This is a genomic window from Candidatus Venteria ishoeyi (assembly GCF_030378065.1).
Classification (GTDB): domain Bacteria; phylum Pseudomonadota; class Gammaproteobacteria; order Beggiatoales; family Beggiatoaceae; genus Venteria; species Venteria ishoeyi.
The window spans coordinates 75,467-88,069 of record NZ_JAUCGJ010000016.1; the positions used below are offsets into that span (position 1 = coordinate 75,467).

A 12,603-nucleotide genomic window follows, 5' to 3' on the forward strand; every position below is an offset into this window, starting at 1 on the left:
GCCAATTAAAAGGAAAACTTGAAGATGATCACTTATTATTAATTAATCAATGGGTCGATTCTTATAAAAAAATTCCAGTCCAGCGGTTTAAGCAAATTAAGCAGGAGTTTAACATGGAATATATTGAAACCACTATTACTGAACATATTCGTAATCAAGCTTTTCGTGAGGGTGAAGTTAAAGGTGAAGTTAAAGGTGAAGCTAAAGGTGAAGCTAAAGGTGAGGCTAAAGGTACATTGAAAGGACAGTTGCTTCTCTGTCAACAACTCTACCAGCAAGGCTTATTGTCAGAAGATAAGTATAAAAGTATGACTGAATCCTTGAATCAACAGCTTCGAGCATTGCAGCGTTCAAAGCCTGGTAATGACTAATCCAGAGAATACTGAATAGGTAAGATGTGGTTAGTTGCAGTATTGGAATATAACGCACTTGGTGAAGCCTTATATTGCTGAATTGTAATGCTTTTATGGGTAGCAGATTTTTATATATATGCTCAAACATACTAGACTATCTTTGAAAACCATTTCACCTAATCATCTTCAAGCCAGTCAAAGAGTAAGGCAAAAATGTGGTTATACGGCAATTTTGTACTTAGGTTATTGAACAAATTGAAAAATACAGATAATGACTACAGAAATAGATAAAACCTCATCAAGCGCGTTAGCGGCACAAACAATATCCATATCACCCCAGAAGGTATCAGTGGCTTATGATGAATATTTGCTTGAGCTTAGTAAAGCACAGTGGCAGTTTGGCGACTGGGAGAGTTTAGCGCAATTGGATGTTAAAAATTTAGAATCACACCCAGATCGTGCAGTCTTGGCTTTGTTGGCGGCAACGGGTTTGTTTCAAGTTGGTGAAAAGGAAAAAGCAAGACAATATGTTTTCTTAACTCAAAAATGGGGTTGTCCCAAACAGCAGATTTTAAAAATGTTAGCTTCTGGGGTTTATATCAACTTAGGACATGTGGCAACAGTTGAAAAAAATCAAAATAAGGCTTCTGGGCATAATGATAATGCTAAAAATTTTTTTATTTTAAGTATTAGCCAAAAATATAAAACCCAGTTAAAAACTTTAATAGAACCCAGTCAACTAATGGGCGTAACAAATCTACCAGAGCATAATCAAATAATTCCTGCTCATATAGAATCATCACTTAAGTTAGAGAAAAATAAGTTAGAATTAGAAGAGAAAGATAAAGAATTGGAAGTATTTGAGCAGGTTATAAAAAAACTTGAATCAGAAGTTCATCAAGTAACTAAGGAGCGAAATTCAAAGACCGCATTAATAAATAAAACTAATAATATAATCAAGCAACGGCTATTAAAAAGAAATGAGAATAAAGAGCTATGGTCTGTATGGGCAGAAATGGCTATTGCGGAAGGTTCTTATCCAGAAGCTATTAGGCGTTTTCAAAATATAATCTCTGCTTGGGGAATAGATACTCCTCAAAATATTTATCAGCGACTTGATGAGGCTTATATTAAGACGCAGCGTTTTCCTGCAGCAACAGATAAAGAGGAATCTGTGAAAGGTGATATGGATAAGTATGAACTATTAGGTATTATCCATAACATCATAAAACCTAGATTTTACTTTGAAATTGGCGTACAAACAGGAAAAAGTTTATCGCTGGCAAAATGTGAAGCTATTGGTATAGACCCCATGCCTCACATAAAAGAAACTTTAGATAATCAAGCTATTGTTATCACAGCCAGCAGTGACAATTTTTTCAAACATAATGCTCAAACCTTATTATCAAAATCACCGGATTTAGTTTTTATTGATGGTATGCACTTATTTGAATTCGCGCTACGCGACTTTATGAATGTAGAGTATTATTCAGCGTCTGGAACCGTGGTTGTTATTGATGATATTTATCCCGGACACGCAACTCAAGCTGAGCGCTGCCGAGTAACTCGAAACTGGACTGGCGATATTTGGAAATTTTACGCTATCCTCTCTGAATATCGCTCTGATTTATTCGTGTTGACCTTAGACGCAAACCCTACTGGTTTGCTTTTAATTACAGGCTTGGATTCCAATAACCGAGTTTTATCTGAGCACTATGATGAAATAGTGGAGCGCTATACCGCTATTGAATCTGCACCTCAAGATATTGTAGAACGAAGAGATGTCGTTTCCTGTCATAGCAAAAATCTCAATTCATTATTGCAGAACATCTATCAATCCAGACAAGATAAATATTCACGGCAAGAACTATTGGATAATTTAAAAAAATCAATCTAAAGCACGTATAAAATCAAGTAAAGTAACAAATTATGACAACTCAATTTTTCCATGCTAATCATGCCCTTCGTAGTGAAAACTATATTGCAGCCATTCAAGAATATATAAAGCTCTTACAGCAGTCATCTTCCTCCCTTGAAAAAACTCTTGTCTTTAACCACGCACTTGCCCGAAAAAAATATCGAGATTCACGTTTAGAAGATGATATTAAAAAAGTAGCAGTCTGTGGTTGGGAGCTTTCCCATAATGCAGCAGGGCGCGTCTATACTTTAGCGCAACTGTATCAAACTTTTACCGAAGTAGAAATCATTGGCAGTATTTTTCCTCGATATGGTAATGCCCTGTGGGAACCTATTAGAAATAATACCCAAATCCCTGTCCATAGTTTTATTGTTAATGATGAGAGCCAATTTATTGAACAAGCATTACAACTTGTACTGGCTCATCCTTACGATATAGTTCATCTTTCTAAGCCTAGAATTCCTAACATTTTTTTTGGTATATTATATAAACTCATCTGGGGTTCAAGTGTTTTAGTTGATATAGATGATGAAGAGCTTGCCTTTGCTGGAACTGATAAACCAATAACTATTGAAGAATATATTAAACTTAATGGCAACCTTCCTCCCTTACAGGGTCTGGACAATCAAGTCTGGACACGCTTGGCTGTTGGTCTAGCTAAAGAATTTGATGGTGTGACAGTATCCAATCCTGCACTGCAACAACGCTATGGCGGAGAGATTATTCGCCATGCACGAGATGAGAAACTATTCAAACCTTCACCTGAGCTAAAGCGTGCAAGTCGGCAAAAATATGGTATTCCACTTAATGCTAAAGTGGTTTTATTTTTTGGTACACCACGCAAGCACAAGGGCTTATTAGAAACCGCTGACGCAATAGCTGAATTAAATAGAGGCGATATTATATTTCTGATTGTAGGAAGTTTTCCTAGAGGTTCGTTATCCTTAAAAGAAGAATTACTTCATAAAAAAAGGATTAAGTATAAGTTTCTTGAGAATCAACCATTTGATAAAGTTCCAGAAATTGTAGCCATGGGAGATATTTGTGTTTTATTACAAGATATAAACCTATCAGTTTCTAAATTTCAAGTGCCTGCAAAATTATCTGATGCACTCATGGGAGGGCTTTTGACTCTCGTATACAAAACTCCCAGTATAGAGGACTTAATTAATAATAAACTAGTTATTTTATTTTCTCAACCTAAGCTACTAGATGTAATAGATAGTAAACCAAGAAAAACCCATATATCTCAGTATAATTTGATAAAAAATGAGTTTGGGTTTAAAGAAAATGCTGAAAAATTATTAAGAATAGAAAAAAGGTTGAGTTTTTTTTCAAAAAAATTAATTTTTTTATCTGAAAGTATTAATATCAAATTGCTTAAATTACTTAATGAAAAAATAGGATATAAAGTAGCCACGGCTTTGCCTGTAGAGCCTAAACGAGTAATACGAAAATTAAATATCAAATCCACTGAGAAAAAAATAGCTGTTGTTGTACACTATTTTTATCCTCATATTTGGGAAGAAATATCAAAACGGCTGAAAAAACTAGATGCTCAGTTTGATTTATTTGTAACCATTTCATCTAACATAAAAAACTCTTCAAAAAGAAAAATTAATTTTATAACTAAAGATATACTTTCTGAGTTTCCATCTGCCAGGGTATTTTGGGGTTCGAATATTGGAATGGACATAGTACCATTTCTATCAATTATTCCGATTTTATCAAATGAAGGTTATCAGGCTGTCTGCAAAATACATACAAAAAAAGGCGAGTCTGATAAAGATAGAATTTGGCGAGACTTGATGTTTGACTCTTTAATTGGTTCAACAAAAAATTTTACTCTGGCAGCTAATGCTTTTTTTAATAATTCTAATGTTTCATTTGTTGGACCAGCATCGCTTTACCAATCAGCGCAACACTTGATGTTAGATAATAAAAAAAACTTAGATATGTTGTGTGAACAGATGTTATCCCATGAGACGCCCACTACTGATTGGGGTTTTTTTGCGGGTTCTATGTTCTGGTGTAGGCCTTCATGTTTAGAGGATATTTCTTATATCTACAACTTGTCTAATTGGATAGAGGATGGTAACTATAAATTAGATGGAAAGCTAGAACATGCCTTAGAGCGCTATTTTGGCTTAATAGCAACATCTACACGAATGAAAGTTGGCTTATTGCATCTATCTGGAGTAGATGCTTGTGATTGTTGTACAATAATTATGCCTGCAAATAAACATATTTCTCATTCAGGTATAACAAACCTAATGGCGCAATACCCATACCTTAAACAAAATAGAGAAACTATAAAAGAGAGTCTTTTATTTGATGAATTCGAGTATTTAAACAGGTTTCCAGAATTAGAAAATACTTCTGTAGACTTAATAATACATTATTTAACAATTGGAATATTCAATAATGTTAAACCAAATAAATATTTTGATCCAAATGAATATAGAGCCATCAATTCTGATATTGATTATAAAAAAACAGAACCATTTGCCCATTACCTGAAATTAGGTGCAAAAGAAAAAAGAATTCTCAGGAAAAACAATCGATTAGTTAAAGATGAGTGTTATACCTTTAGGCTAATGGCATTAAATACCAACTTAATTGATTGGAATCATTGTTTTAATAAAAAAAGAGATTATAATTGTGTATCAATAGTGATTCCCGTTTATGGACAAGGAGAATTGTTAATTAAATGTATTAACTCTTTATTCTCAATAAAAAATAATGCACAATTTGAAATTATTTTAGTTGATAATAGACATGATGATGAAACAAGCAAGCTGATTACTGACTTCTCTGCTAATTATCAAAATGTCCGTAGTATTAAAAATGAAGAAAACTTTAATTTTGCACTTGGCTGTAATATTGGTTTTTCTGTCACTAATACAGAATATTGTGTTTTTTTAAATAGTGATACGGTTGTTACAGATTATTGGTTAGATAAGTTAATCTCTCGTTTAGATGATCCGACTATTACGGCAGTTCAACCCAAACTATTATATCCAGACCGGACAATCCAATGTTGTGGTATAGTGTTTTCGCAATGGAGCAATTTAGGCTATCCAATATATGCCGGGTTTGATAGCAAAGACCCAGTGGTCAATTATGGCAGACGCTTTAAAGCAGTAACTGCTGCATGTGTTGCTATTAGGTCTAAGGATTTTGCTCAACATCGAGGATTTGATCCTATATTTATAAATGGTCAAGAAGATGTTGATCTTTGTTTAAGGTTGAATGACAGTGAAGAAAAATCATGTTGGTATGAGCCAAGCTCTGTAGTATTGCATTATGAAGGAAAATCTACAGGAAGACTAAGACATGTGTCTTATAATAGAAAAAATTTTATTGCTAGATGGAAAAAACATAATTTAAGGGATGATTATAAATACTATGAGCAAGATCAGTTTTCTGTAAAAGATTGGAAAGTAGATAATGCCGAGAACATTAATGCAGGTATAGAGATTTATCGGCCTAACTTAGAACCGTGTTAAAAATACATTTCTTCAGCTAAAAACTAAATAGAAAAGTTTTTTTAATGAAGTAGAATAAAAAAGATGGATAAATTAAAGTATGCATGTAATATCTAAAGACAATAAATTACCAGAAAAGGGGGCTGAACGCTTATTAATTTTTTTGGCTCAGCCTCTAATACCTGAAAATGCCTCAACTTTCTTTACTTCTTTAGCTTCTTATATGCTTTTAGATACTGCAGGTCTAAGGCAATTATTTGCAAAACATCCTGAACTAGATAACTATCTTTCACAATGCTTACCATACTGTTCTCCCCAAACTTTTATTTTTTTACGTAAACTTAATTACTTAAAGACATTAGAGCTAAGCTATTTTCAATCATCCTATTTACCTAAATATTCAGTAGCTAAACCAGAATATATTCCTAGATTATCAACGAGTACGTCACCACCTCAAAAGGCTGTACGAGTCATCGCCTTCTATTTGCCACAGTTTCATGCCATACCAGAAAATGACAAATGGTGGGGGGAGGGCTTTACTGAATGGACTAATGTCAAGCCTGCCAAACCACAGTTTGCAGGTCATTACCAGCCACATCTCCCCGACAACTTTCTTGGTTATTATGATCTACTGAAGGATAGCAATACCCAAGCCAAGCAAATTGAACTTGCCAAGCAATATGGTATAGAAGGGTTTTGTTTTTATATCTACTGGTTCACTGGGCACCGACTACTCGAACAACCAGTGGATAATTATCTCAATGATCCCACGCTTGATTTACCTTTCTGTGTTTGTTGGGCCAACGAAAACTGGTCTCGTCGCTGGGATGGGAAAGATAGTGATCTGCTCATGGAGCAGCACTATTCAGATAAAGATGATATTGAATTTATTGCTAATGCTGCCAAGTATCTGCGCGATCCACGTTATATACATATCAATGGTAAGCCTCTCCTGCTGGTCTATCGCCCCAATCTTTTTCCTTCCATGAAAAATACCGCTCAGCGTTGGCGGGCATGGTGCCGTGCAAATGGTATAGGAGAAATCTATCTGACTTATCCGCAGTCATTTGAATGTGTTGACCCAGCCATATATGGCTTTGATGCTGCCTGCGAGTTTCCACCAAATCAATCATCCCCCCCTGAAATTACTCGCACAGTTAATCCATTGCAAGAAAATTTTGAATCTATCGTCTATGATTGGCGGGTATTCATTGACCGGAGTGAAGAATATCAGAAAGCCAACTATACCCTCCTTAGAACTGTGACCCCTTCTTGGGACAACACTGCGCGTAAAAAAAATAAAGGCACAGTCCTTCACAATAGTTGTCCACAATTATTTGAGAAATGGCTTATCAATGCCTTCAATGATACTTTACAAAATCAAACAAATTCTGATGAACAAATTGTATTTATTAACGCTTGGAACGAATGGGCTGAAGGCGCGCATTTGGAACCGGATCAGTGTTATGGTTATGCTTGGTTGCAGGCAGTTAGAGAGGCACATCTGCAATGTCAATCATTTCATTTTGGAGATACGCTTATTGTTACTCACGACTGTCATCCCCACGGCGCACAGTATTTGATACTCGAAGTAGCACGAAAACTACGAGAAAATGGAATAAGGGTTTTTATTCTTGCTCTGGATGGAGGTCGGTTATTTGAAGAATTTTGTTGTATTGGGCAAACATTAAATGCACAGGAAGCAGGTGCGGAAGCCACATATAACTATTTATCAGAATTGCGCACAAGAGGTATAAGTGATGCTATTACCAGCACAGTCGTTAGTGGTAGTATAGTTCCACATCTGAAGTCCAATGGTTATCGGGTGTTGAGCCTTATCCATGAGTTGCCAGGGGTAATTCGAGATATGAAGCAAGAAGCCAATGCCAAAGACATTGCTAAATATTCCGATAAGATAGTCTTTCCCGCTGAATTTGTGTATCGGCAATTTGAAAGCATGATTCCTATTGAAGTGGGTAAGGTAATTATTAGGCATCAAGGACTTTTAAGACAAAACCCATATAAAAAGAAAAAAGACATTGCTTATAGAGAGATATGCCATAAGCACCAATTACCTGCTAATTGCCAGATTGTCCTTGCAATCGGCTATGTTGACTCCCGAAAGGGAGCTGATCTCTTTGTTGAAGTGGCGGAACACGTTTTACAGGAAAAACCCAATGCTATCTTCATATGGGTAGGGCATTTCGATCTACAAATGCAAAAGGTGGTAGATGACCGAATCAATGCATTGCAGTGCAAAAAAAGAATCCTTTTTGTTGGATTCGACAAGGAACCATTAGCATATTACGCGGCAGCTTCTGTATATGCATTGACTTCTCGAGAAGATCCTTTTCCAAATGTTGTGTTGGAGGCTGCGGAAGTAAATGTGCCAATAGTGGCATTTAAAGGTGCGTCAGGAGCGAGCGATTTCGTTGTTGAACAAGGAGGTAAGCTTGCCGCGTATGAAGATGTGGACGATTTTGCATCCAAGGTTGTGGAATTACTTGGCGAGCCTTCTAGAGTAGGCTTGGTCAATGTGCCATCGCTGCAACAGTATAGCTTAGATCTTATGCATCATCTTAATGGGTTTCAGCGTGTCTCTGTTATTGTTCCAAATTATAAATATGAAAAATATATACGACAACGACTGGAAACAGTGACTAATCAGACTTATCCGATATACGAATTGATAGTTTTAGATGATTGCTCCCCAGATAATAGCTTGGACATAATCCAAGGCTTTCTTGATGAATGTATGACACCTCACCGATTAGAAATTAATGAAAAAAACTCTGGTTCAGTATTTAAGCAGTGGCAAAAAGGTATTGAATTGACACAAGGTGATATAGTCTGGATTGCAGAAGCGGATGACTTGGCTGAATCCGAATTTATTGAGAATCTAATTAAATTTTTTAATGATCCCAAAGTTATTTTAGCTTTCAGTCAATCCAAGCAAATTGATGAGTGCGATAATTTACTTGCCAATGACTATTTATACTATACAGATGATGTAGGTAATTATTGGCGACAAAATTATGTAGTTGATGGCAAAGAAGAAATTCAGCGGGCACTTTGTATAAAAAATACTATCCCAAATGTGAGTGCAGTACTCTTTCGTCGTTCATCTATCAGAGACTTAATGTTTGTTTTGCAAAGGGAGTTGCAGAATTATAGAGTGGCTGGTGATTGGGTAATTTATATGCGACTAGCTGTTATGGGTAAAATAGCTTTCTGTATGCATTCACTAAATACACATCGTCGGCATGTTCATAGTGTTACAAAAACTCATAACCATTTGGAAGAGGTATCTTCTGCTCAACAACTTGCATCAACACTGGTTGATTTAGATCAAAATCATAAGAAAGCAATGCTTGCCTATTTAGAAACTTTGCATACCCATTTTGACTCGATCACAACAAGCTAGAAATGATGCTGGACTAGACATGAAAATACTTATTATTGGCGGAAATGGATTTATTGGTTCTCATCTAGTAGATTCATTGCTCTCTCATGGTTACCAAGTAAGAGTATTTGATCGAAGTCCTGAAAAATTTCGTGCCCCCCTGCCAAATGTCGAATATAGACTCTATGATTTTAATGATTTCTCTGCACTAACAGAAGCACTTGAGGGAATTGATATAGTTTTTCACTTATTAAGTACAACTGCACCCTCTACATCTAATATTAATCCTGCTTCTGATATTGAAGATAACTTAGTCGGTACGATTAAGTTATTACAGATAATGGTACAAAAAAAAATAACACGAATGATCTATATTTCATCTGGAGGAACAGTCTACGGTGTACCCCAAATAGTTCCAATTCCTGAATCTCATCCATTAAATCCCATCTGTTCATATGGTGTCGTTAAGGTAGCGATTGAAAAATACTTATTTATGTATCAACAGCTGTATGGGATTCGCAGTGTCATATTACGACCATCCAATCCCTATGGCGAGAGACAAGGACATGGAGGAGTGCAGGGTGTGATAGGTACATTCTTAGATAAGCTCATTAAAAACGAACAGATTGAGATATGGGGGGATGGTAGTGTAGTGCGTGATTTTATTCATGTAACAGACTTAGCAAAGCTTTGTCGAATAGCAGCAGAAAAAGATGTCTGTGGTGTGTATAATACAGGAACAGGTATTGGTTATTCAATCTTGGATATTCTTGATGTAATTAGGAATGTGAGTGGCAAAAATTGTGTTCCGACATTTAGCTTAGGACGAAAATATGATGTGCCGCGTTCAATTCTTGATATTTCCAAAGCGAAATATGAACTAAAGTGGTATCCCCATATTGACTTAAAACAAGGTGTAGCGCGTACATATGATTGGTTGGTAAATAATTCATAGGTCTTAGTTAAAATGGATAAGTTTCAACATGATGGCTGGTGTCCTATTTGCGAAAAAAATGAGACATTTATCTCTGAACATTCTTGGTTTAGAGATCATTTGCTATGCTCGGGCTGTGGTTCAATCCCTCGTGAACGAGCCATATTCAAAATTATTAAAGATTACTTCCCTGATTATAAGAATTTGATGATTCATGAAACCTCTCCAGGTGTGCGTGGAGCTAGTATCAAGTTGCAGAAAGAGTGTATTCACTATACTACTTCTCAGTACTTTCCTAGTATTCCATCAGGAAGCACTCATCCAAGTGGATATCGATGTGAAAATCTTGAGGCTCTAACATTTTCTGACAATTTCTTTGATGTATTTATATCACAGGATGTAATGGAACATATATTTAATCCTGAAAAGGCATTTAAGGAAATTGTGCGCGTATTGAAGCCAGGAGGAGCTCATATTTTTACTGTACCAATAATTAATAAAACTAAAAAATCAGAAAGATGGGCGTCAATGTCAGATAATGGTGAAATTATCTACCATCATGAGCCTGAATACCACGGAAATCCCGTGGATGCTAAAGGTTCTTTGGTTACCATGCATTGGGGGTATGATATTGCCTCTCTCATACAAGAGGTTGCCAAAATGCCAACAGTTATTATTCAAATTGATGATATTGATAAAGGCATTCGAGCAGAATATATTGATGTGTTAGTAAGTATTAAGCAATACTAAATATCTATAAGTTTTCAGATAAATATTTTTCTGGTATGGCAACCATTAGTGATATAGGTATAGAAAGATGAAGCAAAAAATATTTTTGCATATAGGATTTGGTAAAACGGGCACTTCCGCTATACAAGGAATGCTAGTTAATAATTTTTTTCAGCTAAAGAATGATGGTATTTTATACCCTAAAATCGGTATGTTAGGAGCAGGCCATCACTTGCTTGCCAAATTAGAATCAACTAGCTTTAATGAAGAAATTGAATCACTATATAAAATGCTCATTGAGGAAATTGAAAAATCATACTGTGAAAATACTATTTTGTCTTCAGAGTATTTCTGCTTTTGCCAACCCAGTTATATTCAAGCTATGGCAGACACTCTGAGAAACTTTGATGTTAAAATTGTTTTCTATATAAGGGAACAAACAAAACTAATTGAGTCAGCCTTTTTACAGTGGGTTAAAGCAGGTCATAATTATCAAGGTAATATAAAAAATTTCTACCAATTACATCGCAATTCTTTTGATTTTCAAGCCCGTATTCAACCTTGGGTGGAGTATTTTAGTGAGTCAGCCATTATCGCCAGATTGTTTGATAAAAAAATAGTAGGCAAAGATGTTTGCTCAGATTTTAATCAACTTTTAAGCCTCAAACCCAATATAGGCAATTATGAATCTCCGCAAGTTAATCCAAGCCTTCTGGCTGAATTCTTCAATATCGTGGCGCTGCTTGATAAACTGAATCTTGACAAAGATGATAGAGAGTCTCTGATGCAAGAACTGTTACAGCTTTCACAAACCTTTAAGCCTTGCGCTTCATTGTCACTGATAGATCAGCAACTGGAAAAAGACATCAAAATGCATTTTAAGGCTTCCAACCAAGCATTTTCACAACATTTTTTGAGCCACAATGAAACTCAGTTATTATTAAATACCTGACATCAGCAAATTAATTAAACATTATACATGAGCTAAATTAATAGCATATGAATTTTAAGCAGTTAAAAACTATATAAATGATATAGGTATAAAAATATGAAGAAAAAGATATTTTTACATATAGGTTATGGTAAAACAGGTACTTCTGCCATACAAATAATAATGCTGATTATACCGCTTTGTGTGGGATGGGCTTATAAAAAGGGAGGCCAAGATCTATAATGCAGCAGAAATCACAACAAATCGGATACACTAATGACCTCAACCTCCAGTAGTAATAAGACCACAGAAATAGACCCAAAACAAGAAAAAGATCAGCCAATTGCATTATCAAAAGCATTACGCTTACCGATAGATGAAGCCGATTATGAAGATCTGATAAATAATCCAGCATTATTCAGGATGAAGCTGGATGAATATTACCAACTTCATCCTGAATTATTTCCAGAATCAATATCTAAAGGGTATCATTTACATGGGTTTACACGCTTCTCAACAAAGATGAATTTACGTTTTAGGCGTATATTGATAGATCCAAAAGGTGTTCGTTCTTGCTACAACGTTTATCCAAGTTTTGTGATGCCTTTTATGCGTGGAAAGACAGATGATTTAGAAAAAATGCTATTTTTAAGTAAGTTCGGTGTGCCGTCTTGGGCCTTAGCTTATGTTTTTGATAAAAGCGTTATGTATTGCTATCGCGCTATAACCAGTATCAGTGGTTTTAGCTTGGTTGGTACGACAATAAAGCAAGCTGAAAAACTGCCAAATGATTTGGTAGCCGATGAAAAACATAGCCGGGTAAATGGTGAAAAAGCTTATGTGGCAA

At 35.6% G+C, this 12,603-nt stretch carries 7 protein-coding genes and 1 pseudogene; all 8 read left to right on the forward strand.

Annotated features, from left to right (window positions below):
* Nucleotides 1-371: pseudogene (locus tag QUF61_RS07415) on the forward strand (hypothetical protein); the annotation flags it as partial.
* Nucleotides 372-624: 253 nt separating this feature from the next.
* Nucleotides 625-2,250, forward strand: coding sequence for a class I SAM-dependent methyltransferase (locus QUF61_RS07420; RefSeq protein WP_289681204.1), 1,626 nt, complete (start codon nucleotides 625-627; stop codon nucleotides 2,248-2,250).
* 32 nt (nucleotides 2,251-2,282) lie between these two features.
* Nucleotides 2,283-5,780 (forward strand): glycosyltransferase, encoded by a 3,498-nt coding sequence (locus QUF61_RS07425; protein WP_289681205.1) that lies wholly within the window; start codon nucleotides 2,283-2,285, stop codon nucleotides 5,778-5,780.
* 79 nt (nucleotides 5,781-5,859) lie between these two features.
* Nucleotides 5,860-9,183, forward strand: a complete 3,324-nt coding sequence (locus QUF61_RS07430) for a glycoside hydrolase family 99-like domain-containing protein (RefSeq protein ID WP_289681206.1) — start codon at nucleotides 5,860-5,862, stop codon at nucleotides 9,181-9,183.
* A 19-nt stretch (nucleotides 9,184-9,202) separates the two neighbouring features.
* Complete coding sequence (locus QUF61_RS07435; RefSeq protein WP_289681207.1) at nucleotides 9,203-10,117, forward strand: NAD-dependent epimerase/dehydratase family protein; 915 nt, start codon at nucleotides 9,203-9,205, stop codon at nucleotides 10,115-10,117.
* Nucleotides 10,118-10,129: 12 nt separating this feature from the next.
* Nucleotides 10,130-10,846, forward strand: coding sequence for a class I SAM-dependent methyltransferase (locus QUF61_RS07440; protein WP_289681208.1), 717 nt, complete (start codon nucleotides 10,130-10,132; stop codon nucleotides 10,844-10,846).
* 67 nt (nucleotides 10,847-10,913) lie between these two features.
* Nucleotides 10,914-11,777 (forward strand): hypothetical protein, encoded by an 864-nt coding sequence (locus QUF61_RS07445; protein ID WP_289681209.1) that lies wholly within the window; start codon nucleotides 10,914-10,916, stop codon nucleotides 11,775-11,777.
* Between the two features lie 255 nt (nucleotides 11,778-12,032).
* Nucleotides 12,033-12,603, forward strand: a 571-nt coding sequence (locus QUF61_RS07450; RefSeq protein WP_289681210.1) for a hypothetical protein, incomplete at its 3' end; no start/stop codon positions are given.

Bases quoted from the DNA above. Each gene is read 5' to 3' on its own strand.
- QUF61_RS07420 (WP_289681204.1), top strand. From the start codon at position 625: ATGACTACAGAAATAGATAAAACCTCATCAAGCGCGTTAGCGGCACAA.
- QUF61_RS07425 (WP_289681205.1), top strand. From the start codon at position 2,283: ATGACAACTCAATTTTTCCATGCTAATCATGCCCTTCGTAGTGAAAAC.
- QUF61_RS07430 (WP_289681206.1), top strand. From the start codon at position 5,860: ATGCATGTAATATCTAAAGACAATAAATTACCAGAAAAGGGGGCTGAA.
- QUF61_RS07435 (WP_289681207.1), top strand. From the start codon at position 9,203: ATGAAAATACTTATTATTGGCGGAAATGGATTTATTGGTTCTCATCTA.
- QUF61_RS07440 (WP_289681208.1), top strand. From the start codon at position 10,130: ATGGATAAGTTTCAACATGATGGCTGGTGTCCTATTTGCGAAAAAAAT.
- QUF61_RS07445 (WP_289681209.1), top strand. From the start codon at position 10,914: ATGAAGCAAAAAATATTTTTGCATATAGGATTTGGTAAAACGGGCACT.